Source organism: Mycolicibacterium parafortuitum (genome assembly GCF_010725485.1).
Classification (GTDB): domain Bacteria; phylum Actinomycetota; class Actinomycetes; order Mycobacteriales; family Mycobacteriaceae; genus Mycobacterium.
The window spans coordinates 5,558,224-5,584,928 of the sequence record NZ_AP022598.1 but is presented as its reverse complement, the minus strand read 5'-3'; the positions used below and the strand labels follow the sequence as shown (position 1 = coordinate 5,584,928).

Below are 26,705 nucleotides of genomic sequence, written 5' to 3'. Positions count from 1 at the left end.
ATGACACAGACCGACCAGACCCACGACTTCGACCACGCGATCAAAGACGAGGACATCGAGCGGTCCAAGCTGCTGCTGGGCATCGATGCGCCGATCAGCATCGACGAGCACCACCGTGAGTGCAGCGTCGACACCATCCGCCAGTTCGCGATCGGCTACGGCGACGACAATCCGCTCTACGTGGACCCCGATTACGCGGCAGGCACCCGGTGGGGCGGCCCGATCGCGCCGCCGATGATCCACAGCTCACTGTCGCGCAAGATGCTCGGCGACCCGATCCCCGAGGACATCCGCAAGGCCACCAGGGGCCTGTTCTCCGGCATCCATCTGTTCGTGTCGGGCCAGGACACCGAGTGGTACCAGCCGGTGCGCCCCGGCGACGTGCTGTACGGATTCGGCGGCATGGAGTCCACGGAGGTCAAGACCAGCGAGTACGCCGGGCGCTCGGTGATCCGGGTGCGGCGCGCGGTGCGGGTGAACCAGCGTGCCGAGATCGTCGCGATCGAGCGAACGATCCTGATCTCCACCGAACGCAAGAAGTCGCGGGAACGCGGCAAGTACATGGATCTCACACCGGCCAGCTACACCGACGAGCAGATCGCCGAAATCGACGAGATCTACGCCGCCGAAGGGCCGCGCGGCGCCGAACCGCGGTGGTGGGAGGACGTCGCGGTCGGGGACGCGCTGCCGAAGATGGTCAAGGGCCCGCTGACGCTGACCGACATGATCAGCTTCCACGCCGGCGGTTACGGCTTCGGGCCGTACGGGATCGGCGGTGCCCGGGTCGGTTACAAGAACCGGCAGCGGGTGCCCAAGTTCTACATCAAGAACGCCGCGGGCATCCCGGACGTCGCGCAGCGGCTGCACTGGGAGAACGAATGGTCCCAGTCGATCGGCAATCCGATGGCCTACGACTACGGCATCATGCGGGAATGCTGGCTGACGCACTACCTCACCGACTGGATGGGTGACGACGGCTGGCTGGTGCGCCAGCACGACGAGATGCGCAAGTTCAACTACATCGGCGACACACAGTTCATCACCGGCGAGGTCGTCGGCAAGCGCGTCGAGAAGGGCAACGGCGTCGTCGACGTCGAGTTCCGCGCCACCAGCCAACGCGGTGAGGTCACCGCGCCGGCCACCGCGACCGTCGCGCTGCCCAGCCGTGAGCTCGGCATGGTCGTGCTACCCCAACCCGACGAGGAACTGCGCCGCAAATCCGTCGCGATGATGGCCCGGCACAACGAACTGGCCCGCGGTACGAATCGGTGATGCGGGCCGAGTCCGTGCAATTGGACACCGGCACCGACACCGTGCTGGCAGCGGTCACCGACGGTGTCGCGGTGCTGACCCTGAACAGGCCGCAGCGGCGCAACGCGCTGCATCCGGAGATGTACGAGGTACTGCCGCGGCTACTGGAGCGGTTCGCGACCGACGACGACGTCGGGTGTGTGATGCTCACCGGCGCCGGCACCGCGTTCTGTGCCGGTGGTGACGTGCGCGACGGCGGATCCGCGCGGGGACTGCCTGACGGCGACCGCGAAGCCCAGATCCGGCACCGTGCCGGACTTCTGGCGGAGAACGCACGCATCGTGACGCTGCTGCACACCATGCCGAAGATCACGGTGGCCGCGCTGCCGGGGGCGGCCGTCGGCGCAGGCATGAGCATCGCGCTGGCTGCCGACCTGCGTATCGCGGCGCGTTCCGCGCGGTTGATCCCGGGCTGGGCCGCGCTGGCGTTCTCCGGCGACTTCGGCGGTGCGTGGTTGCTGACCAGGCTGGTCGGACCGGCGAAGGCCCTTGAGCTGCTGATCGCCGACAAACCTGTCGACGCCGACACCGCGCTGGGCCTCGGGGTCGTCAACCGGGTCGTCGACGACGCCGACCTCGCCGCCGCGGCGATGGACTGGGCACGCGTGATCGCGGCGGGTCCGACCTATGCGTTCGCCGGGACCAAAGCCAATGTCGTGGATGCGCAACGACTTCCGTTGGCGGAGGCGCTTGTGCCGGAGAGCGAGCGGATGGTGCGCTGCAGCCTGACCGAGGAACACCGGCGTGCGGTCAGGGCGTGGATGGCAACCGCGTCGAAGACGCGAAGAGACGTGAGCCGCGAAGAAGGCGAACTGACATGAGCGAGCGTCCCGAGGTCACCGGCGAGGTCCGGCAGTGGATCGCGGACGTCACCGGCGCCGATGATCTCACCCTGATCCAGGTCTCCGGCGGGGCCAGCAGGCAGGCCTGGTTCGTCGACGCGCACACCGGCGCTGGAAGCCGTGAGCTGTTCCTGCGCTATGACCCGCGAGAGCCGGACCCGCACAGTGCGTTTCACCCCTTGCAGGTCGAAGCCGAGATCATGGCCGAACTGCATCGGCACGGGGTGACCGTGCCGAAGGTGATCGCCGCCCATCCGAAGCGGCAGGCTGTGCTACTCGAACGTGTCGGCGGCGAGACCTGGTTCCGGCTCATCAAGGACCCCGACGAGCAGGTCCGCACCGCCCGAGACTTCATCGCGAAACTTGCTGCGCTGCACCGCATCGACGCCGCGGACCTGACGATCCCGAGCCTGGGGGCCGCTGGTCCGGTCGCCGGGCACGTCCGTGACGAGATCGCCGCGATGCGCGGCCGTGTCGCCGCCCACCCGAAACCCGCTCCGCTGCTGACGTTCTGCATCGACTGGCTGGAGCGCAACATACCCGACTACGGTGGGCCCGCGGTGATGGTGCAGGGGGATACCGGGCCGGGCAACTTCATGTACGCCGACGGCGAGGTCACCGCGATCGTCGACTGGGAGCTCGCGCATTTCGGCGATCCGATGGACGACATCGCATGGCTGTCGCTACGCACGGTGCAGGACACCTTCACCGACTTTCCGGCGCGGTTGGCCGAGTACGCACAGCTGTCCGGTCACCCGATCGACGAGGACCGGGTCTGGTACTACCGGCTGTTCGCCGAGACCAGGCTCGCGTCGATGAGCCCGGGCAGCATCGATACCAGGGCTTCGGTGCCGCCGCGCTCCCCGGACGCGGGCAACAGCCTGATCTACGGCATGCTGCACCGCCGGTTGCTGGTGGAGGCGCTCGCGCACGTCGTGGGCATCCCGCAGGTGCACGTCGACCTGCCCGTCGACGACACCGCCTCGCAGTACTCCCATGTCTACGACGCGACGGCCGCGGCGCTGTCGGCGTCGGTCGACCGAACCTCCGATGCGCTGGCCCAGCGCTACGTCAAAGGTGCTGCGCGGCTGGTGAAATACCTCGCCGAGGTGGACCGTGCCGGCGCGATCGTCGACGCGGACGAGATCGCCGAGATCGCGGCGCTGCTCGGCGCGACACCGGCGTCGGTGCCTCAGGGCAGGGCCGCGCTCGCCGAGGCGGCCGGTCGCGGCGCCATCTCCGAGGCGGACTACGTCGCGGTCGTGTGGCGCGGCATCAAACGCGACGACTACCTGACCCGGACCGCATCGGGTGCACTGGCCCGGCGCACCTGGCCACCCCTGACCCATCCCGCCGAAGAAGGAGGCCGAGACCGTTGGGAATCGCCATCAGTGACGACCACCGCGAACTAGCCGGAGTCGTCCGTTCCTTCCTCGCCGCCCGTGCCGCGCGCGCGGCCACCCGCGGCCTGCTCGACGGTGACGGTGACGCACGGCCGCCGTTCTGGGCCGAGACCGCCGAACTGGGCTGGCTGGGTCTGCACGTGCCCGAAGAGTTCGGCGGATCGGGGTGCGGGCTACCCGAATTACTGGTGGTGGTCGAGGAACTCGGGCGCACGGTCGCGCCCGGTCCGTTCCTGCCGACGGTCATCGCCTCGGCGGTGATCACCGCCACGGGCAACGATGCACAGCGGCAGCGCTGGCTTCCGTCGCTCGCCGACGGATCCGTGACGGCCGCCGTCGGGACCGCGGGCGACATCGCCGCTGAGGGGCAGCGCTTCACCGGCGCGGCCGGGGTGGTGCTCGGCGCCGGATCGGCCGACCTGCTGGTGCTGACCGTCGGTGAGGACGTCGTCGTCGTCACGCCGTCGACCCCCGGGGTCACCATCGACGTACCGCCCAACCTGGACCCGAGCCGCCCGTCGGGACGGATCACCCTCGACGGTGTCGCGATCGCCGACGACGACCTGCTACCCGGCGCGGCGGCACTGGCACTGGCCTACGCCCGTGCGATCGCCGCCGCGGAAGCCGTTGGCGGAGCGCAGGACTGCCTGGAGGCCGCCGTCGGCTACGCGAAGGTGCGGGAGCAGTTCGGCCGCACCATCGGCACGTTCCAGGCGATCAAACACCATTTGGCCAACATGCTGGTCGCTGTGGAGTCGGCCACCGCGACGGTGTGGGACGCCGCACGGGCGGCCGCCGACGACGAGGACCAGTTCCGGCTGATGGCGTCGTGTGCGGCGAGCCTCGCCTTCGACGCGTACGTGCACAACGCGGAACTGAACATCCAGGTGCACGGCGGCATCGGGTTCACCTGGGAACACGACGCACACCTGCATCTACGCCGGGCACTGACGCTGCGCGGCCTGTTCGGCGGCAGGCAGGCGCCGGCCGACGTCTTCGGGCTCACCGCCGACGGGGTGGTGCGACGGAACTCGATCGACCTGCCCCCGGAGGCCGAGGCGCTTCGCGCGGATATCCGCGCCGAGATCGCGACTTGGGCGGACCTCGATCCGAAGGCGTTGCGAGACAGGATGATCGGCACCGGATATCTGATGCCGCACTGGCTGAAGCCGTGGGGAAGGGCCGCCGATGCGGTCGAACAGCTGGTGATCGAACAGGAGATGGCCGCCGCCGGGGTCAAGCGGGTGGACCTGGGGATCACCAGCTGGGTGGTGCTGACCCTGATCCAGCACGGCACCGCGGACCAGATCGAGCGGTTCGTCGAGCCCGCACTGCGCGGCGACCAGGTGTGGTGCCAGCTGTTCTCCGAACCCGGCGCGGGCTCGGACGCCGCGGCGGTGGCGACCAAGGCGATCCGCGTCGACGGCGGCTGGACGATCACCGGGCAGAAGGTGTGGACCAGCGGCGCGGCGCACTGCCAGCTCGGACTGGCCACCGTACGAACCGATCCGGGCGCGTCCAAGCACGCGGGCATCACCACGGTCATCATCGACATGTCCGCACCGGGAGTCGAGGTCCGGCCGCTGCGGCAGATCACCGGGGCCTCGGAGTTCAACGAGGTGTTCCTGACCGACGTGTTCGTCCCCGATCAGGATGTGGTCGGCACGCCGAACAACGGCTGGAAAGTCGCCCGCGCCACGCTCGGCAACGAGCGCGTCAGCATCGGCGGCGGCGGGGTGTCGGCCGGCCGGGGCGCCGTGAGCGCGATCGTCGACCTGACCCAGCGCTTCGGGGACCGGATCGCCGGCGCGCCCGAGCGGGCGGGCAGGTTCCTCGCCGACGAGCACGCGCTGCGGCTGCTGAACCTGCGGCGCGCCGCGCGCAGCGTGGCGGGCGGGGAACCCGGTCCGGAGGGCAACGTCACGAAACTCCTGATCGCCGAGCACGTGGTGAATCGGGCCGCGCTGTCGGCCGAACTTCTCGGCGCCGACGTCGCGCTGCTCGCCCCGCCGGCGAAGGTGGCGGGCCTGCTGGTGCTCGGTTCCCGCGGGATGACGATCGCCGGCGGTACCTCGGAGGTGACCCGCAATCAGATCGCCGAACGCATCCTCGGCCTGCCGCGTGACCCGTTGCTCAGGTGAGTGGCGGCGCGAACACCGGCACGAACACCGTTGTGTCGCCGCGCCGCTGCTCCTCGAAGCGCACCCGCAGCGCCATGCCGCAGACCAGCGCCTCGGGGTCGCAATCGACGATGTTGGTGACCAGCCGCAGCCCCGGCTGCTCGGCCAGCTCAACCAGCGCGATCACGAAAGGCGTTGGTACAGAGGGATTGAACTGCTGATACGCGACGGTGTAGGTGAACAACGTCGCGTCGCCGGACACCACGCGGAACTCGAGGATGCCTGCGCAGTCCGGACATCGGGGCCGGGGCGGATGAACATGACGAGCGCAGGCCGCGCAGAACGCGATCCGCAACTGGCCGTCGGCGCCTGCCGTCCAGTACTGCCGTGCCGTGTCGTCGATCTCGGGAAGGATCCTGGGCGGAATGCCGGAAATCGGTGTCTGCGTCACCGTGTAATAGTACACTCATTAAGCGATTTGATGAGCGGAAGGCGAACGTAGTGGCAGGCGACGCCAGGGCGGTGATCTCGGGCACCGGTATCTCCCGGATCGGCCGGCGCACCGGTGTTCCGGCCATCGAGTTGACCGAGCAGGCCGCGGCCGCCGCGATCGCCGACGCCGGCCTCACGCCGGCGGACATCGATGATGTGATCTCGCTCGGCGACGTGCCGCCGTCCGACGCTGCCGCGCACCTCGGTATCGCCGCGGTCACCGACCGCGCAGCACCCTTCGGACCTCGTGGGCTTCTGGAACCGGTCGCCCTGGCCTGCGAGGCGGTGCTCGATGGCCGCGCTCGTCATGTGCTGGTCTACCGCACCGTGCAGATGATCGGCGGAACCATCGACTCCAAGCCCGACAGCCCGTCGCCGGCATCGAAGGGCGGCCCGAGCGTGATGTCCGATCCCGAGATCGGGCACCTGCTCGCCGCGCACGCGTACTCCGCGGCGAACTGGCTGGCGATGCACTGCCGCAGGCACATGGACCGCTACGGCACCACCAAGGAGCAGCTCGGGTGGCTGGCGCTCACCGCCCGCCGCAATGCCGGCCGCAATCCTCTTGCGGTGTACCGGGATCCGATCACCATGGACGACTATCTCGGGGCCAGGCCGGTCTCGTCGCCGTTCGGGCTGCTCGACTGCGACGTCCCGGTCGACGGATCCATCGCGATCGTGGTGTCGGCCGCGGGGCACCGTGCCGATGCCCCGCACGGCGCCGTCACCGTCGAGGCGTACGGCGGTGCCTCCGGTGCGGGCGGCTGGACCCGGCGCCCCGACTATCCGACCATGGCCGCCGCCGACGCGGCGGCCGACATGTGGTCGAAGACCACACTGACCCCCGCCGATGTCGATGTGGCCGAACTGTACGACGGTTTCAGCTTCCTGACGCTGTCCTGGCTGGAGGCGCTGGGCTTCTGCGGTGAGGGCGAGTCCGGTCCGTTCGTCGAGGGCGGACACCGCATCGCGCTCGACGGCGAGCTGCCGCTGAACACCTACGGAGGCCAGCTGTCCGCGGGCCGCATGCACGGCTACTGGGTGCTGCACGAGGCATGCCGGCAGCTGCGCGGACTCGCGGGTCCGACCGCGCTGCCCACCCGTCCCGAGGTCGCGGTGGTGTCGGCGGGTGGCGGTCCGATCGCCGGATGTGTGCTGCTGACATGCTGACCGGCACCGTCTGCGACGAGATCACCGAGGCGGTCCGCACCGCCCCGGGTACCCGGGTGGTGATCAACAGCGACACCGCGCCGGAGTCGACGACGATCGGTGAGTTGTTCGACGAAAGCTGTCGTGTCGCAGCGGGTCTGCGGGCCCTGGGCGTAGGCGCCGGCGACGTGGTCGCGGTGCAGCTGCCGAACCGGAGGGAGTGTTTCACCGCGCACGCGGCGATCTGGTTGTGCGGTGCGGTGGTATTGCCGATCGTGCCGATCTACGGGCCCGCCGAGGTCACGTTCATCGCCGGCCAGTCCGGGGCGAAGGCGATCATCCTGGCGCGCAGTATCCGGAACCGCGATGTCGGCCCAACCCTGGCCGCACTGGCCGACGTGCCCGGCCTGGACACCGTGGTCCTGACCGGTGTCTCACTGCCGGGCACGGTGTCCTACGGCGAGCTCGCCGACTCCACCGCACCCGGATTCGCACCCGCCGCGACAACTGCGCGGGACCGCTGCCTGCTGGTGTACACGTCGGGCACCACCGCGCAGCCGAAAGGGGTGCAGCACAGCCACGCCGGGCTGCTCGGCGAGATGGCGTCGATGGACGAGATGCGCGGGCACCGGTCCGAGATGCCGATGCTGTCGGTGTTCCCGTCCGGCCATATCGCGGGCACCCTCGGAATCCTGCGGATGTTCTGCCGTGCCGGCACCACGGTCACGATGGACGCGTGGAACCCCGAACAGGCTGCCCGGCTCATCGCCAGCCACGGGGTCGGGGCCTCGGCGGGTGCGCCGATCCACCTCGGCGGGATTCTCGACGTCGCCGAACGGGACGGGCTGGACCTGTCGTGTCTGACCGAGTACACGACCGGGGCAGCCGGTGTGGCCGGCGCGCTGATCCGCAGAGCCGAGAGGTTCGGCATCGGGGCCTTCCGCTGCTACGGGTCCTCCGAACATCCCACGATCAGCTCGGGTCGGCCCGAGGATCCGCTGGACAAGCGTGCCGACACCGACGGCCGCATCACCCCGGGAACCGAGGTCCGCATCGTCGACGACGACGGCCGTGACGTCGAACCCGGCGTCCCGGGCGAGATCTGGACCCGAGGGCCGGAGCTGTTCGACGGCTACACCGACCCCGGGCACACCCGTGCTGCGCTGGCCGACGGCTGGTTCCGGACCGGGGACGTCGGGTGCCTCGACACCGCCGGCTACCTGACCATCACCGACCGCAAGAAGGACATCATCGTGCGTGGCGGCGAGAACATCTCGTCCAAAGAAGTCGAGGACGTGCTCAGCACCCACCCGGCGATCGCGGAGGCGGCGGCGGTCGGCGCCTCCGACGAGACCTACGGTGAACGGGTCTGCGCGTTCGTCGTCCTCAACGGCGGTCAGCACTTCGAGCTCGCCGACGCCGCAGAGCATTTCGCGTCTGCCGGGCTGGCCCGGCAGAAGACCCCCGAACGGATCGTGATCGTTCCCGAGCTGCCGCGCACTGCCAGCGGCAAGGTGCAGAAACATGTTCTGCGGGAACGGCTCGGCGCACACCACTGACGAGGCAGGCGACGAAAGGAACAGGCATGGGCCGGGTAGAGGGCAAAGTGGTTCTGGTCACCGGGGGAGCCCGCGGCCAGGGCCGCAGGCACGCGGTGCGGCTCGCCGAGGAGGGCGCCGACATCATCCTGTTCGACGTCTGCGGCGACATCGAACACAACGGTTATCCGCTGGCGCGCAGGCACGATCTGGGCGAGGCCTGCCGCGAGGTCGAGAAGTCCGGGCACCGCGTGGCGTCGGCCGCGGTCGACGTCCGTGACCGTGCCGCCGTCGAGGCAGCGCTTGCGTCCGCGGTCGACGAGTTGGGCGGGCTCGATGTGGTGGTCGCCAACGCCGGCATCTGCCCGCTCGGCAACGATCTGCCGATCGGTGCGTTCGTCAACGCGTTCGACGTGGACTTCGTCGGCGTGATCAACACCGTCCACGCTGCACTGCAATACCTTTCGGCTGGCGCGTCGATCATCACCGTGGGTTCGGTGGCCGGTCTGCTGGCCGAGAAGGCCGGCCCGGGAGGCGCCATGGGTCCGCAGGGCGCAGGCGGCGCCGGATACAACCTCGCCAAACATTTCATCGACCGCTACACGATGGCACTGGCCGGGCAACTGGCTCCACAGTCGATCCGCGCGAACGTCATCCACCCCACCAACGTCAACACCGACATGCTGCACAACGAGGCGATGTACAAGATGTTCCGCCCGGACCTGGAGCATCCCGCACTCGACGACGCGCTTCTGGTCTTCCCGATGATGCAGGGGATGCCGATTCCGTACGTCGAGCCCGACGACATCTCGCACGCCGTCACCTACCTGGCGTCCGACGAATCCCGCTATGTCACCGGGGTCCAGCTCAAAGTCGACGCCGGCGCCACGCTGAAGTTCTGACCGCAATGCGTTGGGGAATGCCCTGGCCCGGAGCCGAACTCGCGCATCGCTGCGAGGATGCCGGCGCCGTGGCGTTCTGTGCCGGCGAGTTCGCCGACGCCGGTGCGTACGTGACGGCCTCCGAGATGGCGCACGCCACCACCAGAGCCCGGTCCGGGCCGGGAATCGCCTACGCGTTCGCCCGGTCCCCGTTCGTGCATGCCGCGGCGGTGCGCCACCTGAACAAAATCGCGCCCGGGCGGATCTTCCTCGGCCTCGGCGCGGGCACCGCGAGGATGAACCGCGACTGGTTCGGCGTGGACTCTTCCCATCCGGCACGACGGATGGCTGAGTTGGTCATCTGCATCAGGGCCTTCCTCGACGCACAGGACTACCAGAAGATCAGCTTCTCCGGCGACTTCTACTCGATCGACGCCGACATCCGTGCCCCGGTGATGGGCCCCATCGACGTACCGATCCTGTTGGGCGCGTTCAACGTCCACATGATCCGCACCGTCGGCGCCGTGGCCGACGGCATCCTGGGCCACGGCCTGTTCACCGACCGATGGTGGGACGAGGTCGTCGACCCGCAGCTGCGGATCGGCGCCGAGCGGGCAGGGCGCGACCCGGCCGGCCTGCTGCGCTGGGGCTGGGTGATCACCGCGATCGACAACGAGAACCCGCGGCGCGCGGTCGAGGAGGCCAAGCGCCAGATCGGTTTCTATCTGACCGTCAAAACCTACGACGCGCTCGTCGATCTTCACGGCTGGCACGACGAGGTCGCCGCGATCCGCGCTGAGTTTCGCGGCGGCAACCCACGCAACCTCGGCGACCACGTCACCGACGAGATGCTGCACGCGATGGCCGTCTGCGGTGACCTCGATCAGGCGCGGGACATGCTGGCTGCGCGCCGCCGCCTGCCCGGCCTCGGATTCGCGTCTCCACCAGGTTTTCTGGTGAGCCCGCGCCGCCGCCACCACTACGGCACGCAGATCGCCGAACTCTTCGGACAGATGGGAGCCCTGTTGTGACCGCAGACCAGAGCACCAGAGCCGAGTCGGAGGACTTCGACCGGCTCTGGACGGGCGCCAAGGATTCCCCGCCGATCGTCTGGCTCGCCCGACTCGGCGCGGTGTTCGTGGTCTTCCAGGCCTACGTGTACCTACGCTGGATATTCTCCGACAGCTTCGCGCCGCCGCCGAACGGCCCCGACGAGATCCCAGGCTCCACCATGGCCTGGATCCGGTTCTGGGAGATCGGTTGCCTGGTGCTGGGGGCGGGCCTGTTCTGGTTCATCATCCGCACGATGCGCCGCGAGCGGCAATTCCCGACGCTCGGGGTGTTCGTGTTCGCGTGGCTACTTGCGGCCTGGCAAGACGTCGGGGTCAACGCGGTACGACCGGTGTTCGGTTACAACGGCGGCTTTTTCAACATGGGTACGTGGGGTGAGTTCATCCCCGGCTGGGTGGAGAAGGGTCCGGAGAACCCGCAGCCGATCATCTACTTCCTGGCCAGCTACATCGTGCTCACCCCGCTGGCGATCATGGGCATCGACAAGCTCATCGAGACGGTGCGCAAACGATTTCCGCGGATCAACAGGGCCGGCGTCATCGTGTTCATGATCGGGCTGTTCACATTCCTGTGCATCACGCTCGAACAGTTCTTCCACCGGATCGGCGCGTGGCACTACCTGCGGGTCAACGAAGACTGGTCGATCTTCCCCGGCACCCTGCATCAGTTCCCGCTCTACGAAGGGATTTTCTTCGGCGGTGTGGTGACCGTGTTGTCGATCGGCATCTATTGCTTCCGGGACAACGACGGTCTGATGATCACCGACAAGGGCATCGAGACGCTGCGGCCGACCAGATGGCTTCCGATGATCCGCATCCTGGCGCTGACGGCGGTGTTCAACCTGATCATGATGGTGTTCATGCTGGGCTTCAACTTCGTCAACATGCACGCCGACGTCCAGCCCGCCGAGACGGTGCCCAGCTACGTCCACCACGGCATGTGCGGCATCGATCCGAATCCACCCTGCCCGCCGCCGGCGTAACCGTGGAGATCCGACAGTGGGCCGACGCGGAGCGGCCGGCGCTGATCATGTACCCGTCCGGGACCCGGATCACGTTCGCGGAGCTGGAATCTGCGGCCAACCGGCTGGCGCACCACTTCCGGGCCGCCGGACTGCGCGAAGGCGACGTGGTGGCGGTGCTGATGGACAACTCCGAGCACACCCACGCCGTGCTGTGGGCAGCGCGCCGGGCCGGGCTCTACTACGCGACCATCAACACCCACCTGACCCCGGCCGAGGCGGCCCACATCGTCGACGACTGCGGCGCCAAGGCCATCGTCGCGTCGCGGACGCTGCGCGACGTCTGCGTCGCGCTCGAACCGCACCTGCGTCGCGGCCTGCCGGCACTGCGGCTGATCGCCGACACTGACGCCGACGGGTGGCAGCGCTACCCGGACTGCGTGGCGGGCCGCCCGGACACGCCGCTGCCCGACGAGCGCGAAGGCGACCTGCTGCAGTACTCGTCGGGAACAACGGGTAAACCGAAGGGAATCCGCAGGCCGCTGCCGGCCTGTTCCCCGCGCGAGGCCGCCGTGATGCTGGCACCGCTGCTCGGTGCGATCGGAGTCGATGACCGCGCGGTGTATCTGAGCCCGGCGCCGCTGTACCACACGGCGCCATCGTTCTGGTCGATGTCGGCGCAGGCGCTCGGCGCGACCGTGGTGATGCTGGACAAGTTCGATCCGGTGGTCGCACTCGAGGCGATCCAGAACCACCGGGTCACCCACGGCCAGTTCGTCCCCACCATGTTCGTGCGGATGCTCAAGATGCCCGCCGCGGTGCGCGAAAGCTACGACGTGTCCAGCCTGCGGCGCGTGGTGCACGCCGCCGCGCCGTGCCCACCGGAGATCAAGCGACGGATGATCGACTGGTGGGGTCCGATCGTCGATGAGTTCTACGGTTCGTCCGAAGGGGTCGGGGTCACGTTCATCCGCGCCGACGAATGGCTGGCCCATCCCGGGTCGGTCGGCCGTCCGCTGGCCGGCATCGCGCACGTCGTCGGAGACGACGGCCGCGAACTTCCGCCGGGGACTCCCGGCGACATCTACTTCGAGGGCGCGGGATCGTTCTCCTATCTCAACGACCCCGTCAAGACCGCCGCCGCGCACAACGACCGCGGCTGGGTCGGCGTCGGCGACGTCGGCTACCTCGACGACGACGGCTATCTGTACCTGACCGACCGCCGCCACCACGTGATCATCAGCGGCGGGGTGAACATCTACCCGCAGGAAGCCGAGGACCTCCTGATCAGCCACCCTCGGGTCCTCGACGCCGCGGTGTTCGGCATCCCCGATGCCACGATGGGGCAGGCCGTGAAGGCCGTGGTGCAGGCGCTCGACCCGGCCGAGGCCACCGATGCGTTCGCCGACGAACTGATGGATTGGCTGCGGGGCCGGCTTGCACACTACAAATGTCCGCGGTCGCTGGCGTTCGCAGCCGAGCTACCCCGCACCGCCGTCGGCAAGCTCGACAAACGCAACCTCATCGCGCACCACAGCCTGTGAAAAAGCTGTCAGACCCGCATTGACAGCGAAAGGTTTGACGGACTAGATGTATGACACGCGACACTACAAGTGTCGCGTGAAGTGTCACGCCCGCGGCTTCTGACGGGCCGATGTCGGGGGCGGGGAATGACAGCAGCGGGGCGGTCCGGTATCGCCAGGATGATCCGCATCCTGGCGGTGCCCATCGTGCTGGCCTGGGTGTTGCTGACCGTCGTCACCAATGTCGCGGTGCCGTCGCTGGAGAAGGTCGGCGAAGACCGCACCGTCGGGATGAGTCCCAAGGACGCCCCGTCGATGATGTCGATGGCGCGCGTAGGGGCGAATTTCGAGGAGTTCGACTCCGACAGCAGCGCGATGGTGGTGCTCGAAGGCGACCAGCCGCTCGGTGACGCCGCGCACCGCTACTACGACGAGCTGATCGACAAGCTCGAAGCCGACACCGCCCACGTGCAGCATGTCGCGGATTTCTGGGGTGACCCGCTGACCGCGTCCGGCGCCCAGAGCACCGACGGCAAGGCCGCCTACGTCCAGGTGTACCTGCAGGGCAACCAGGGCGAGCCGCGTGCCAACGACGCCGTGGCCGCGGTGCGCGAGATCGTCGACGCGACCCCGGCGCCGCCCGGGATCAAGGCGTTCGTCACCGGGGGTGCGCCGCTGATCGCCGATCAGCACAACGCCGGCGACAAGAGCGTCCTGCGGGTCACGCTGATCACGATCGGGGTGATCGCGCTGATGCTGCTGATCGTGTTCCGGTCGGTGGTCACCATGGTGCTGATCCTGTTCATGGTGTTCGCCGAGCTCGGCGCCTCGCGCGGCATCGTCGCGTTCCTGGCCAACGCCGAGATCATCGGGCTGTCGACGTTCGCGACCAGCCTGCTGACGCTGGTGGTGATCGCCGCGGGCACCGACTACGCGATCTTCGCGATCGGTCGCTACCAGGAGGCGCGCGGAGCCGGCGAGGACCGGGAGACCGCGTATTACACCATGTTCCGGGGCACCGCCCATGTCGTGCTCGGCTCCGGGCTGACCATCGCCGGTGCGATGCTGTGCCTGAGTTTCACCCGGTTGCCGTACTTCCAGACGATGGGCGTGCCGTGCGCAGTCGGCGTGCTCGTCGCGGTGCTCGCGGCGCTGACCCTGGCCCCCGCGGTGATCGTGATCGGCAGCCGCTTCGGGCTTTTCGACCCCAAGCGCAGCATCAGTTCGCGCGGCTGGCGCAGGATCGGCGTGTCGGTGGTGCGCTGGCCGGGCCCGGTGCTGGTCGCGACGCTGGCGCTCGCACTGGTCGGCCTGGTCACGCTGCCGGGGTACAAGACCAACTACGACGCCCGCGACTACCTGCCCACGGACACCCCGGCCAACATCGGCTACGCCGTCGCCGACGAGCATTTCGGCAGTGCCCGGATGAATCCCGAGCTGCTGATGGTCGAAAGCGACCACGACCTGCGCAACCCCGCCGACTTCCTGGTCATCGACAAGATCGCGAAGGCGATCTTCCGGGTGCCGGGGGTCGCGCGGGTGCAGACGATCACCCGGCCCGACGGTAAACCGATCAAGCACACGACGATCCCGTTCCAGATGAGCATGCGGGGGACCACGCAACGGCTCAACGAGAAGTACATGCAGGACCGGATGGCCGACATGCTGATCCAGGCCGACGCGATGCAGACCAACGTCGAGACGATGACGAAGATGCAGAGCGTGATGACCCAGATGTCGGCCACCACCCACGACATGGTCCTCAAGACCAAGAAGACCGCCGTCGACATCACCGAGGTGCGCGACTACCTCGCCAACCTGGACGACTTCATCCGCCCGGTGCGCAACTACTTCTATTGGGAGCCGCACTGTTACAACATTCCGGTGTGTGCGACGGTCCGGTCGGTCTTCGACACGCTCGACGGCATCAACCCGCTGACCGAGGACATCACCGAACTCATCCCGGATCTGGAACGTCTCGACGCGTTGATGCCGCAGCTGATCGAACTGCTGCCCAGTCAGATCGAGACCATGCGCAACATGCAGTCGATGATGCTGACGATGTACCAGAGCCAGCGGGGGATGCAGGACCAGATGGCGTCGCAGTCCGAGGACTCCGACGCGATGGGCGAGGCGTTCGACGACTCGATGAACGACGACTCGTTCTACCTTCCGCCGGAGGCCTTCGACAACGAGGACTTCAAGCGCGGCATCGAGAACTTCATCTCCCCGGACGGCAAGTCGGTGCGCTTCATCATCGCCCACGAGGGCGATCCGGCGACCGTGGAGGGGATTTCGCGGGTCAAGCCGATCAAGACCGCCGCCAAGGAGGCCATCAAGGGCACTCCGCTGGAGGGGTCGCGCGTGTATCTGGCCGGCACCGCCGCGACCTACAAGGACATGAGCGACGGCGCGTTCTACGACCTGCTGATCGCCGCGATCGCCGCGGCCACACTGATTTTCATCATCATGCTGATCATCACCCGCAGTGTGGTGGCGGCCGCGGTGATCGTCGGCACCGTCGTGCTGTCGCTGGGCGCGTCGTTCGGATTGTCGGTGTTGGTGTGGCAGCACATCATCGGTCTGCCGCTGCACTGGATGGTGCTGCCGATGGCGGTGATCCTGCTGCTGGCTGTCGGCTCGGACTACAACCTGCTGCTCGTGTCGCGGTTCAAGGAGGAACTGGACGGCGGGCTGAAGACCGGCATCATCCGCGCGATGGCGGGCACCGGCTCGGTGGTGACGTCGGCCGGACTCGTATTCGCGTTCACCATGGCGTCTTTCGCGTTCAGTGACCTGAAGGTGATGGCGCAGGTCGGCACGACGCTGGCGATGGGTCTGCTGTTCGACACGCTGATCGTGCGCTCGTTCATGACCCCGGCGGTGGCGGCGCTGCTCGGCCGCTGGTTCTGGTGGCCGCAGCGGGTGCGCAGCGCGGCGTCGCAGCGCAGGTTGGCCCGCATCCGGCCGGTGGCTACGTCCGGTTCGTGAGCCGCGCGGCCAGATCGCCGATCAGCGTCGAATCCAGGTTCGCCAACAGGTCAGCGGCGTTCTCGAAGACGTCCGACGCACCGGCCTCCCGCAGTTCGCCCCGCGACACACCGCCGCTGAGCAGCCCGATCGACGGCAGCGAGGCCCGCGCCGAGGCCTCGCAATCCCACACCGCGTCGCCGACGAACACCGCGTCCGCGGCGCTCACCCCGGCACGTTCCAGCGCGACGTGGACGATGTCCGGTCGGGGCTTCGCGGTGTCCACGTCGGACGACGACGTCATCGCCGCCACGACGTCATCGCAGTCGAGAACCTCACGCAGGATGGCCAATTCGTCCTCGGGGGCCGACGTCGCCAGCACCACCTGAAGCCCCGCCCCCGCGACCCGCCGCAGCAGGTCGCGGGCGCCGGGCAACGGGGCCAGCAGCGACGTCGTCTCCTTGTAGAACCGGCTGTGGGCATCCTTGAGGCGGTCCAGCACGTCCTCACCGGCGTCTTCGGCGAGGCTGCGCACCAGCGTGCTGCCGTCCATCCCGATGCACCGGTGCACCCGCCAGCTTTCGACGGGCAGCTTCTCCTCGTCGAATGCGCGCAGCCACGCGTACACGTGCAGGTAATTGGAGTCGACCAGGGTGCCGTCGATGTCGAAAAGGACGGCCGGAGCGACGTTTTCGCTCACGCCGGTCAGGGCGCCGGAATGTTGATGGTCGGCCCACCCGGGATCATGCCGCTGCCGCCTTCGGGTCCGCCGCTGCCGGTGGGTCCGCCGGGGATCATGCCGCCGCCGCCTTCGGGTCCGCCGCTGCCGGTGGGTCCGCCGGGGATCATGCCGCCGCCGCCTTCGGGTCCGCCGCTGCCGGTGGGACCGCCGGGGATCATCCCGCCGCCACCGGGGGCCTCACCGGGAGCGGGCTCGCCCGTCGGCATGGGTTCGCCCGTCGGCGTCATCGTCGTGGTGACGACGCTGGTGGTGGTCTCGCTCGTTTCCGACGTCGTGGTGGATGTCGTCGTGGTGGATGTCGTAGTGGATTCGTCGCCGCCACTGCCGCCGCAGCCGACCGCGAGCACCAGCAGGGCCGCCCCGCTCGAGGCGATGAGGGTTCTTCTCATAGGAGAGTTCATTGATCAACCTGACTGTCGAGGAACCCTCGGCTTTTACCCGCGGCCCGGATGCCCAAACGTCGCGGCCGCAACCCGGCTGGGACGCGGTATCGCCCCGGTATGTCGTTGTACCCTTCGGGCATGACCGCCGACGCGAGTCCCCGATGAGTGGGGGCCTCTTCGCGCTTCTCGACGACGTCGCCATGCTGGCGCGCCTGGCTGCCGCGTCGATCGACGATATCGGCGCGGCGACCGGCAGGGCCACCGCGAAGGCAGCCGGGGTGGTCATCGACGACACTGCGGTGACCCCGCAGTACGTGCACGGGCTGGCGGCCGAGCGGGAACTGCCGATCATCAAGCGGATCGCGATCGGCTCGCTGCGCAACAAGATCATCTTCATCCTGCCCGCGGCGCTGCTGCTGAGCCAGTTCCTGCCGGTGTTGCTGACCCCGATCCTGATGCTGGGCGCGACCTATCTGTGCTTCGAGGGCGCCGAGAAGGTGTTCGGGATGTTCTCCAAGGGCGGCCACGACGCCCACGCGGCACCGGCCGCCGCGGGTCAGGACGCCGAGAAGTTCATGGTGACCGGCGCGATCCGCACCGACTTCATCCTGTCCGCCGAGATCATGGTCATCGCCCTCAACGAGGTGGCCAACCAGCCGTTCATACCGCGGCTGATCATCCTGTTGATCGTCGCGCTCGTGATCACCGCCGCGGTCTACGGCGTCGTCGCGGCGATCGTCAAGATGGACGACATCGGGCTGAGGCTGGCCCAGCGGTCGTCGGCTTTCGTCGCCAAGATCGGCCGCGGCCTGGTGGCCGGTATGCCGAAGCTGCTCTCCGCGCTGTCGGTGATCGGCACCGTCGCGATGCTGTGGGTCGGCGGGCACATCCTGCTGGTCGGCACCGACGAACTGGGCTGGCACGGACCGTATTCGCTGGTGCACCACGCCGAGGAGCTGGTCCACCACGTGGCCGGGGCCGGGGCGATCCTGGCCTGGCTGGTCAACACCGCCGCCTCAGCGGTGATCGGCTTGGTGGTCGGCTCGATCGTGGCCGGCATCGTGCACATCCTGCCGTTCGGCAAGAAGCACTGATCAAACCGGGAAGCGCTGCCCGAAGCCCGCTTTCCGGATCGCGAGGAGTTCCTGACGCTGCTCCTCGGTGACGTACGGCGTCGTCGGCGGCAGCACCGCGGCCAGCTCGTCGAGCGTCACCCGTTGCGCCGTCACGGTCGGTGTCACCGGCGAGCTCAGATCCAGATCCTGGAACCGGATCGACACGGTGCCCCGGTTCAGGCCGCCCGTCGACACCCAGTTGCGCACGCCCGGATCGGTCGGCGACAGCACGAACGTGAAGCTGCCGTCCGGATTGGCCACGGCCTGGGCATTGTTGAGGCTGGTCTGGGCGTCCCAGTAGTTGTCGGTGATGGTCCACAGGTTCGTCACCGGCACGACGAAGTACCGCGCGTTGCCCGGTGTGACGGTGACGACGAGCGCTTCGTCGTCGGCGAGGTCGAAATACCCGGCGCTCTGCAGTTGGGTTGCGAGGAACTCGGCGTTCCGGGTCGGCGGGCGCAACGTGTTCGGCGCGGTCCGCTCGCCGGTGTCCGGGTCGGTGGTCGCGACCTTGATGTACTTGGATTCCATGCCGAGACCGAGCGCCATCACCACGGCGGTGAACGCGCCGCGCAGCAGGATCGGGGTGCGCGTCATCGGTGGCAGCGCCGACACCAGCGCCGTCAATAGCGGGCTCTTGGTGACCGCGGGCCCCAGGCCGGGGATCGCGAAGCCGCCGAGCTGGCTGAACAAGCTGTTGCGCGGGCCCGACAGCCGTTCGATGGACAACGTCATCGGGGGCTGGGTGGTCCAGTCCGACAGCGTGTTGCGCACCGCGATCAGCGTGGTGTCCGCGGTCAGCTGCAGATGGTTGCGCTGCCCCGGGGCGGGCGGCTGGCCGCTGACGGTGATGGTGAACGAGCCGTCCTCGTCGACGACGAGGTCGCGACCGCTGAGGTTGTCGGCGGTGATCCCGGACAGCCCGGTCAGCACGCTGAAGTTGGTGTCGGCGGGCATCTCGGCGGTGAACCGGCCGCGGATCACGTAGGTGGAGGTCATGTTCACGCCCATGAACCGGTAGACGGTGTCGGGGTTGTCGTAGAGGATCCGTGACCCCGCGACGTGCTGTCCGCCCCAGGTGTGCGGCGGGGCGACCTGTGTGACGACCGTCGGCTGCATCGGGTTGAGCAGCTGCTGCTGGAACGCGGCACCGAGGGCGTACTCGTCGACCGCGCGCTTCAGCTGCGCCCGGTTCTCGGCGTCCACCCCGCCGATCTCGCTGTACTCGCGCTGCGCGGTGGCCAGCCAGCCGGCGCGCAGCACCAGTTTCATCAGCCGCACCGGCCAGGTCTGGACCGTCGCGGCCGCGATCCGCTCGGCCTCGAGCTGTTCAGGGGTGGCCAGCGGGCTGGTCGACGGGGCCGGTGTGTCCTGGGTCGGCGGCGGTTTCGCCGGTGTGGCCGGGGTCGTGGACTCGGCCGCCGCGGTCACGGGAACCTCGGGTTGCTCGGCGGGCAGGTCCTTCTCGGGGATCGCCTCGTCACCGTCGGGCGCCTCGGCGTCGATCTCCCTGTCGACCCGACCCCGGGTCGAACCGGACCCGCGGGTGGCCGGACGGGCCGCGGACTCGGCGGTGTCGCCGGCTCGCCCGGAGCGCGCTGTCCGCGCCGCGTCGACGGCCGCGCGCTGCGGTTTGCGCGGACCGATCTCCGCCGAGGAGGCCGACGAGGACGACGAGGAAGACGGCGCCGAGGAGGTCGACGCAGCGGCACCGGGGCTGTCCTCCGCCGCGGCGACGGCGCAGTTCTGCGCGATCGCCGCCCCGATGCCCAGTCCGACGGCGAGTGCGCCGACGCGTCCGATGAAGCGGGCGTGTGTGGACACCGGGCCGGCCGGTGGTGCGGGCCTGGTTGCCAAGGGCCTGTCCTTCCGTGCGTCCCTCCCGACCCGTACGGTAGCCCCGCCGCCGTCGCGCGCACGCCGTTTCGGCGGAGTCAGTCCAGGTTGGAGGCACGTTCCCCGACGAACGCGAGCAGTGTCGGGTCGTTGCTGGTGAACCGGCCGACCTCCTCGCCGCCGTCGCAGGTCACCAGCGCCACGGTCAGCGTCGTCGCGGTGCGCCCGACCACCCGCCACACCGCACCGGAGTCCTCCCAGCGCCGCAGTTCGGCCACCCGGTCCATGTCCATGGACCCACGATGTCACCTAAGCTCCGGCTGATGCAGGCAGCTCTGGCGGTCGCCGTCGCGGCGACGTGGGTCTGGTTGGGGATGGTGCTGGCGATCTCGTTCCTGGAGGCGCCGCTGAAGTTCCGCGCACCCGGGGTGACGTTGCAGCTCGGTTTGGGGATCGGCCGGCTGGTGTTCCGCGCGTTGAACACGTGCGAGGCCGTGCTGGCCGTGGTCGTGGCCGCGGGGCTGGCCGTCGGCGGCGCGTCGCCGGGCACGTGGGTCGCGGCTGTCGTGGCCGCGGCGATGCTGATCGGCCAGGTCGTGTTCGTCCGTCCCGCGTTGACCCGCCGCTCAGATCAGGTGCTCGCGGGTGCGGACGGGCCCAGGTCGCGCGCGCACTACGTCTACGTCGCGCTTGAGCTGGTCAAGGTGGTCGCATTGGTCACGGCCGGCGTGCTGCTGCTGGCAGGTTAGGCTCACCTACACTCCGGTAGGCTCTGCGCTCACGATGACTGATGTGCTGCCGATCCTGCCCAGGGAACTCACCGAGATCAGCGACGAGGTGCGTGCGGTGCCTGCGCCGCCGATCCCGCGGCTGGCCGACCCGTACTCGATCCGGCTCGTCGATCCCGACGTCGACGCCGCGATGATCTCGGAATGGATGAACCGCCCGCACCTGGCCGAGGCGTGGGAGTACGACCGGCCGGTCGAATGGTGGCACGGCTATCTGCGGGCGCAGTTGGCGGGCAACTACTCCCGGCCGTTGATCGGCACTTTCAAGGGCGAGCCGCACGGCTATGTCGAGGTCTACCGCGCGGCGAAGGATTCGATCGCGCCGCGCTACGACGCCGACCCGTGGGATCTCGGGTTACACGCCGCGATCGCCGATCTCGACATCGTCAACCGTGGGTTCGGGCCGCTGCTGTTGCCCCGGTTGGCAGCCAGCCTGTTCGAGATCGAACCGCGGTGCCTGCGCATCATGTTCGACCCGGACCACCGCAACACCGGTGCCCGACGCCTGTGTGAATACGCCAGGTGCGAGTTCCTCGGCGAACACCAGATGTCGAACCGCCGGATGGCGCTGTACGCGCTGCACCGACCCGCGTGACTGTGGGTCAGGACCCCGCGCCGCCGACCATCTCTGCGTAGCCGTCGAAGTCCGGCTTCATGGCCGCGGCGACGAGCTCCCACAGCACCTCGTCGGTGCCGCCGCCGACGCGTGCCAGCTTCATGTCACGCCACCAGCGGCCCAGCGGCGTCTCGTCGACCAGATACCCCGAGCCGCCGAAGATGTGCATGCACTCCGACAGCACCTCCTCGCCGAGCCGGGCGGCCGTGACCTTCACCGCGGCCGCCGCACGCAGATCCAGACGTCCCTGTGCGGCGATGCCGTTGAGGCCGTGGCGGAGCAGATCCACCCGGGCCTGCAGATCGGCCATCCGCAGCCGCAGCGCCTGATGCTCGAACAACGTGGCGCCGAACTGCTTGCGCTGCACCATCCTCGCGTGCGTGATGCCGAGCGCGCGCTGGCACGACGACGCGACCTGACCGGCCACCGACATGCGTTCGTGCGCGAGTCCCCACGAGATCGCGGCCAGCCCGGTGCCCGCCCGCGCGACCAGGTGGTCGGCGGGCACCCAGGTGTCGATGTGGACGGCGGCGGTGTCCAGCGGCGCGGCGCCGACCTTGCGCCACGGGGTCTGCACCTGCACCTGTGACGTAGGCACCGCGATCACCAGCACGTTGCCGTGCCTGCTGGACGGGTCGTGGTCGACGCTGCGGGCCACCACCATGATGTGGTCGGCGATCGGGGACAGCGATACGAACTTCTTCACTCCGCGGACCTCGAAACCGTCCCGCGCCGAACGGACTTCGGTCTCGACGATCTGCAGGTCGGATCCGCCGGACTCCTCGGACGCGGCGATGCACAGCACCGCCTGACCGTCGACCGCCTGTTCGCAGATCGTCTTGAGATGCTCGGATTTGCCGAACCGGCGCAGGACCGCGATCGCCGAGTCGTGCAGGCTGACACCGACGCCGATGCCCGCCGATCCGAGGTGGCCGAGACGGAACGCGAGTTCGTTGAGTTTGGCGACGTCGGGATGCTGACCGCCAGCGGGTCCCCACTTGCTGCGGAAGACGCCGCGGGACCCGAGGTGTTCGATCAGCTTGCGCGGAAACCGTTCGGACGCTTCGGCTTCGGCGGTCCAATCGACCACGGTCTGGTCGAACACGTCGTCCAGGAGAGCTCGGTAGCCGGCGATGTCCTCGGTATGTGCGTCGGTGGGTGCGGTCATACCCGCGTGGCCTCCAGATCTCGTTTGACGTCCAGGCGCCGCAGTTTGCCCGAACTGGTGCGCGGCAGTGATCCGGGGGACAGGAACACCACGTCGGCCGGAACGACACCGCACTGCGACGCGACCCGTTGCACGACCTCGCTGCGCGCGCCCGCCTCGTCGGGGCCGCGGAACTCGGCGGCGATGACGAGACCTTGCCGCGCCGAACCGTTTTCGCTGCTGACCGCGACGACGGCGCCCTCCCGGACACCGCGGACCTGTGCGGCGACGCGTTCGACCTCGGTGGGGAAGATGTTGCGTCCGGCGATGGTGATCAACTCCTTGATCCGTCCGCACACCACCAGGCCGCGCTCGCTCTGGTATCCGAGATCGCCGGTCGGGAACCACTGTCCGGGCTCCAGCGGAGCCTCACCGAGGTAGCCCGACATCATCGAGGTCCCGCGGATCTGGATCTCGCCGATCTCGCGGTCACCGGACTGCTCGGCGTGCTCGGAGGCCACGATGCGCAGCTCCATCCCCGGGATGGGATCGCCGAGCACGGCGTGGCGTCGGACGGTAGCGGTGGTGGGATCGGCCATCTCGTCGATGAGCAGGCCGGTGCCGGGACGTGGCGAGGTCACCGCGCAGGTCGATTCGGCCAGTCCGTACGACGGGGCGGCAACACCGGGATCCAGGCCGAAGCGGGCGAGCTCGCGCAGGAACGTCTCGAATCCGTCGCAGTCGATCGGCTCCCCACCGTTGAGCGCGAACCGCAGGTGGCTCAGATCGACCTCGGGTACCCGGCGGGCATATTTCCCGATCACCGAGTACGCGAAATTGGGTGCGGCCGTGAGACTTGCGCGGCTCTGGGACAACCATGTCAGCCACCGGAACGGCGATGCGGCGAACGCCGCCGTCGGCGCCAGCCACATCTCACCGCCGGTGATGAACCCGGTCAGCAGGAAGGTCAGACCCATGTCGTGGTAGAGCGGCAGCCAGGTCAGGCCGCGGTCGGCGGCGGGGTCGGTGCCGGTGTGCTGCAGCAGCGCGGTGACGTTGTTGCGCACCGCCTCCGGGGACAACAGCGCGGTGCGCGGTGTCCCGGTCGATCCGGCCGTACCCTGCAGTACCGCCGGGGTGCCCGCGGGTGTCGGAACCAACGGCAGCGTGGTGGAACGGTGCGCGTGGCCAACCGCCGCCACGTCGTGGACGGCGACGTCGAACATGTTGTCGCGCAGCAGCTCCAGCGGGCCGCCGTGGGAGAAGACCTGCGTCACACCGATGTTCGCGAACCGCTCGGCCGTCGCATGCGCCCACTGGCGCTCGTCGGCACCGCGGACCGGGCTCGGCAGGATCGACAGCGAGCGCCCGGCCAGCCACGTGCCGTGGATCGCGGCGACGAACTCCGCGGTCGGTTCCCCGACCAGGCCGACGGCGCCGTCGCCGGTGTTCAGTACCCGGTCGGCGATGTTCTCGGCGCGGGTGTGCAGTTCCTGCCACGGATGCCGGATCCACTCTCCGCTGGAGCGGTCGAGCAGCACCAGGTCGGACGTCGACGCGGTCATCGCCTCCGACAACGCGGTCGCGAGCACGCTCACTGTCCTGCGGGCACCTTCGCCAGGATCGCCGCCTCCAGGTCGCCGACGGTGTCGCAGGTGAGCAGATCCTCCTCGGACAGGGCCACTCCGAGCTTGTCCTCGATCGCGACCATGCCGACCGCGAACGCCACCGAATCGAGGCCGACGTCGTCGATCAGGCGCGAATCCCGGGTCACCCGGCTGATGTCGACGTTGAGGTCCTCGCGCAGGATGTCGGCCAGCGCCGCGCTGATGCTGTCGGGGGTCGGCGCCGACGGTGCCGGGGATGTGGTCATGGCGGCAGAGGTTACTCGATCAGCTAAAGGTAGGCTACCCTCACCCACCTGTCTCACCCACCTGTCAGGGGTAGTCTCACCCACCTGTCAGGGGTAGTCTCACCCACCTGTCAGGGGTATGGGTCATCGCCGAGGTCAAGGCTGCCGTGCGCCTGTCCGGAGTGCCGTTCGAGCATGCCCGCCAGCGCACCGACTGTGACCAATCCTTCCTCGGCGGTCAGCTCGTCGACGATCGGATAGGTCGCGGCGATGCTGGCCGCGGTGCCGACGATCACCGTGGTGACCGGGACGTGCCGCACCAGCTGTCCCAGCCGGTCGCCGTGCGGACGCTCGGGGCCGCGGAACCCCCAGATCCCGCGCAGCGCGGTGGCCCCGCTGGCGTGATCGGACTCCTTGAGCCGCTGGATCAGTGCGCGGTGGATCGGGCGCCCGTCGTGGCGCGACGACTCCGAGGTGTGCACGGTCAGGGCGTGGAACGGGCCGTCGAGGACGGGGTCGGTGACGGTACGACCGCCGGCCTTGCACACGACCACAGGTTCGGCCGTCCACGACGCGTCGGGCAGCAGTGCCGCCAGCTCGTCGATCACGGCGGCGGCCTGCGTGCCGGTGCCGATCCCGACGATCGACAACGGCACCTCGGCGTTGCGGCTGAAGAAGCGGGCGCGGCGGCGCTCGTCGCCCACCGTGCCGTCGACCCCGAGATTGGCATCGGCTCCGGCGAACCCGTGCCGGTGCATCATCTCGCAGACCACGACGTATCCGGGCACGCCCGCGATGCGGTGCCGCCGGGCCAGCTGCAGCGACACCCGGACCGCGCCGTCCCCGCCGAGACCCGCCGGTGCTGCGAATCCGCGCTGCAGCGTGATGACGCCGCGGCCGATCAACGTGGCGACCTCGTCGGCCAGCGCCGTGATCCGGTCGGCGGTGTCCACGGCGGTGATCGTGACCGGGGGATCCTCGGACAGGCTCAGCGACCGGTCGCTGCGGATCACCTGGGTGGGCCCGAAACTCGCGATGCCGCGCAGCATCACGCTGGAGCCGACCCGGCGCCGTTCGATCAGGTCGAGGACCGCGTCGGCCAGGAACCGGTCGCCGCTGCGCTGCCGCTCGGCGAAGTACGTCGTCAGCGTCAGGACCGTGCTCACAGCAGGGCCCCCAGCGTCTGGCCGAGCAGCGCGGCGCCGAGACCGAGCACCACGCTGACGACGATGTTGGCCGCCGCTAGCCAGAACTGGCGCTCCTCGGCGAGCCGGTGGGTCTCCAGCATCCACGTCGAAAACGTCGTATACGACCCGACGAACGCGGTTCCCGCGAGCAGCGCGACATGCGTGGGCAACGCCAGCCCAGCCAGGAAGCCGAGCAGCAGCGCGCCGCTGATGTTGACCGCAAGCGTCCCGACCGGGAACGCCCCTGTGCTCCGCCGCGACACCGCCTTGTCGACCGTCAACCGGGTCACCGCACCCAACCCGCCGACCAGGAACACCCCGGCCCAGACCAGGACGTCGGTCATGACCGGCCCACCCGGACCCGCCGGACCAGCACCGTGCCCAGATAGACCGCGCTGAACCCGACCAGGATGCTGGTCACCACGTAGCCGGCGGCCAGACCGTAGTGCCCGTGCTCCACCATCTTGAGGGTCTCGACCTGCATGGTCGAGAACGTCGTCAGCCCGCCGCACACGCCGGTGCCCAGGAACGGCCGCCGGTAACTCGACACCGGCAGTCGCTCCAGCAGCCGGGTGACGAACACGCCGAGCAGGAACGCGCCGACGATGTTGACGGTGAACGTCGGCCACGGCCAGCGGCCCGGGTCGGCGGCCGAGATTTCCTCGAAGCCGGCCCGCGCCAGGGTGCCGATCGCGCCGCCGGCAAAGACTGCGGCCAGTTCCCGCCGGTCGAGCGCCATGCTGTGAAAGTATGCCGACCCCAGGGCGTGCCGTGGGGG

25 protein-coding genes are annotated in these 26,705 nt (G+C 69.0%); 14 read left to right on the top strand and 11 right to left on the bottom strand.

Annotated elements, in window-relative coordinates:
- From NTM_RS26360 to NTM_RS26345, 4 genes are read left to right on the top strand one after another with little or no spacing between them, the layout of a single operon-like run.
- Positions 1–1,272: an FAS1-like dehydratase domain-containing protein gene (locus tag NTM_RS26360; protein ID WP_104863726.1), complete on the top strand. Its 1,272-nt coding sequence runs from the start codon at positions 1–3 to the stop codon at positions 1,270–1,272.
- Positions 1,272–2,132, top strand: coding sequence for an enoyl-CoA hydratase-related protein (locus NTM_RS26355; protein WP_163769073.1), 861 nt, complete (start codon positions 1,272–1,274; stop codon positions 2,130–2,132). Before NTM_RS26360 ends, NTM_RS26355 begins: the two co-directional genes overlap by 1 nt.
- Positions 2,129–3,565 carry a phosphotransferase family protein gene (locus NTM_RS26350; protein ID WP_163769072.1) on the top strand — a complete coding sequence of 479 codons (1,437 nt, stop codon included), beginning with the start codon at positions 2,129–2,131 and terminating at the stop codon, positions 3,563–3,565. The genes NTM_RS26355 and NTM_RS26350 overlap by 4 nt, the downstream gene beginning before the upstream one ends.
- Positions 3,529–5,697: an acyl-CoA dehydrogenase family protein gene (locus NTM_RS26345; protein WP_163769071.1), complete on the top strand. Its 2,169-nt coding sequence runs from the start codon at positions 3,529–3,531 to the stop codon at positions 5,695–5,697. Before NTM_RS26350 ends, NTM_RS26345 begins: the two co-directional genes overlap by 37 nt.
- Here the strand turns inward: NTM_RS26345 and NTM_RS26340 are convergent.
- A complete protein-coding gene (locus tag NTM_RS26340) occupies positions 5,690–6,127 on the bottom strand; it encodes a Zn-ribbon domain-containing OB-fold protein (protein WP_435405111.1) in 438 nt (145 codons plus the stop codon). The two genes, NTM_RS26345 and NTM_RS26340, sit on opposite strands and share 8 nt — an antisense overlap.
- Before the next feature lie 50 nt (positions 6,128–6,177).
- Between NTM_RS26340 and NTM_RS26335 the strand changes: the two genes are divergently transcribed.
- From NTM_RS26335 to NTM_RS26305, 7 genes are all read left to right on the top strand, one after another.
- On the top strand, positions 6,178–7,338 hold the full coding sequence (locus tag NTM_RS26335) for a thiolase family protein (protein WP_163769068.1): 1,161 nt from the start codon (positions 6,178–6,180) through the stop codon (positions 7,336–7,338).
- Complete coding sequence (locus NTM_RS26330; RefSeq protein WP_232079847.1) at positions 7,317–8,876, top strand: class I adenylate-forming enzyme family protein; 1,560 nt, start codon at positions 7,317–7,319, stop codon at positions 8,874–8,876. Before NTM_RS26335 ends, NTM_RS26330 begins: the two co-directional genes overlap by 22 nt.
- 26 nt (positions 8,877–8,902) lie before the next feature.
- Positions 8,903–9,757, top strand: a complete 855-nt coding sequence (locus tag NTM_RS26325; RefSeq protein ID WP_163769067.1) for a mycofactocin-coupled SDR family oxidoreductase — start codon at positions 8,903–8,905, stop codon at positions 9,755–9,757.
- A 5-nt stretch (positions 9,758–9,762) separates the two neighbouring features.
- On the top strand, positions 9,763–10,767 hold the full coding sequence (locus NTM_RS26320) for an LLM class flavin-dependent oxidoreductase (protein WP_104863734.1): 1,005 nt from the start codon (positions 9,763–9,765) through the stop codon (positions 10,765–10,767).
- Positions 10,764–11,789, top strand: a complete 1,026-nt coding sequence (locus tag NTM_RS26315) for a spirocyclase AveC family protein (RefSeq protein ID WP_163769065.1) — start codon at positions 10,764–10,766, stop codon at positions 11,787–11,789. The genes NTM_RS26320 and NTM_RS26315 overlap by 4 nt, the downstream gene beginning before the upstream one ends.
- Before the next feature lie 2 nt (positions 11,790–11,791).
- A complete protein-coding gene (gene fadD4 / locus NTM_RS26310; RefSeq protein ID WP_163769062.1) occupies positions 11,792–13,312 on the top strand; it encodes a fatty-acid--CoA ligase FadD4 in 1,521 nt (506 codons plus the stop codon).
- Positions 13,313–13,438: 126 nt separating this feature from the next.
- Positions 13,439–16,282 (top strand): MMPL/RND family transporter, encoded by a 2,844-nt coding sequence (locus NTM_RS26305; protein ID WP_163769060.1) that lies wholly within the window; start codon positions 13,439–13,441, stop codon positions 16,280–16,282.
- Here the strand turns inward: NTM_RS26305 and NTM_RS26300 are convergent.
- Together NTM_RS26300 and NTM_RS26295 are read right to left on the bottom strand one after the other, a co-directional pair.
- Positions 16,266–16,961: an HAD family hydrolase gene (locus tag NTM_RS26300; protein WP_104863737.1), complete on the bottom strand. Its 696-nt coding sequence runs from the start codon at positions 16,959–16,961 to the stop codon at positions 16,266–16,268. The genes NTM_RS26305 and NTM_RS26300 overlap by 17 nt on opposite strands.
- Positions 16,962–16,966: 5 nt before the next feature.
- Positions 16,967–17,404, bottom strand: coding sequence for a hypothetical protein (locus NTM_RS26295; protein WP_163769058.1), 438 nt, complete (start codon positions 17,402–17,404; stop codon positions 16,967–16,969).
- A gap of 143 nt (positions 17,405–17,547) precedes the next feature.
- Here NTM_RS26295 and NTM_RS26290 point away from each other — a divergent pair, with 143 nt between their 5' ends.
- Entirely contained in the window at positions 17,548–18,480 is a 933-nt protein-coding gene (locus tag NTM_RS26290) for a DUF808 domain-containing protein (RefSeq protein WP_104863738.1), read from the top strand.
- Here NTM_RS26290 and NTM_RS26285 read toward each other — a convergent pair whose 3' ends face one another.
- Positions 18,481–20,358 (bottom strand): DUF1214 domain-containing protein, encoded by a 1,878-nt coding sequence (locus NTM_RS26285; RefSeq protein WP_232079846.1) that lies wholly within the window; start codon positions 20,356–20,358, stop codon positions 18,481–18,483.
- Positions 20,359–20,435: 77 nt separating this feature from the next.
- Positions 20,436–20,630, bottom strand: a complete 195-nt coding sequence (locus NTM_RS26280; RefSeq protein WP_104863740.1) for a hypothetical protein — start codon at positions 20,628–20,630, stop codon at positions 20,436–20,438.
- Between the two features lie 30 nt (positions 20,631–20,660).
- On the opposite strand from NTM_RS26280, the gene NTM_RS26275 reads away from it, so the two are divergent.
- Positions 20,661–21,086 carry a hypothetical protein gene (locus tag NTM_RS26275; protein WP_104863741.1) on the top strand — a complete coding sequence of 142 codons (426 nt, stop codon included), beginning with the start codon at positions 20,661–20,663 and terminating at the stop codon, positions 21,084–21,086.
- A gap of 34 nt (positions 21,087–21,120) precedes the next feature.
- A complete protein-coding gene (locus tag NTM_RS26270; protein WP_104863742.1) occupies positions 21,121–21,720 on the top strand; it encodes a GNAT family N-acetyltransferase in 600 nt (199 codons plus the stop codon).
- 7 nt (positions 21,721–21,727) lie between these two features.
- Here the strand turns inward: NTM_RS26270 and mbtN are convergent, their stop codons facing one another.
- From mbtN to crcB (NTM_RS26240), 6 genes are all read right to left on the bottom strand, one after another.
- The gene (gene mbtN / locus NTM_RS26265) at positions 21,728–22,909 is read right to left on the bottom strand and encodes a mycobactin biosynthesis acyl-ACP dehydrogenase MbtN (RefSeq protein WP_104863743.1); all 1,182 of its coding nucleotides are present in this window, start codon (positions 22,907–22,909) and stop codon (positions 21,728–21,730) included.
- Positions 22,906–24,486: a long-chain-fatty acid--ACP ligase MbtM gene (gene mbtM / locus NTM_RS26260; RefSeq protein ID WP_163769056.1), complete on the bottom strand. Its 1,581-nt coding sequence runs from the start codon at positions 24,484–24,486 to the stop codon at positions 22,906–22,908. The genes mbtN and mbtM overlap by 4 nt, the downstream gene beginning before the upstream one ends.
- Positions 24,483–24,761, bottom strand: coding sequence for a mycobactin biosynthesis acyl carrier protein MbtL (gene mbtL, locus NTM_RS26255; RefSeq protein ID WP_163769054.1), 279 nt, complete (start codon positions 24,759–24,761; stop codon positions 24,483–24,485). Before mbtL ends, mbtM begins: the two co-directional genes overlap by 4 nt.
- 110 nt (positions 24,762–24,871) lie before the next feature.
- Positions 24,872–25,906, bottom strand: a complete 1,035-nt coding sequence (locus NTM_RS26250; RefSeq protein WP_163769052.1) for a DUF190 domain-containing protein — start codon at positions 25,904–25,906, stop codon at positions 24,872–24,874.
- A complete protein-coding gene (gene crcB, locus NTM_RS26245; RefSeq protein WP_104863747.1) occupies positions 25,903–26,271 on the bottom strand; it encodes a fluoride efflux transporter CrcB in 369 nt (122 codons plus the stop codon). The genes NTM_RS26250 and crcB (NTM_RS26245) overlap by 4 nt, the downstream gene beginning before the upstream one ends.
- Entirely contained in the window at positions 26,268–26,666 is a 399-nt protein-coding gene (crcB, locus tag NTM_RS26240) for a fluoride efflux transporter CrcB (protein ID WP_163769051.1), read from the bottom strand. The genes crcB (NTM_RS26245) and crcB (NTM_RS26240) overlap by 4 nt, the downstream gene beginning before the upstream one ends.
- Positions 26,667–26,705 lie beyond the last annotated feature (39 nt).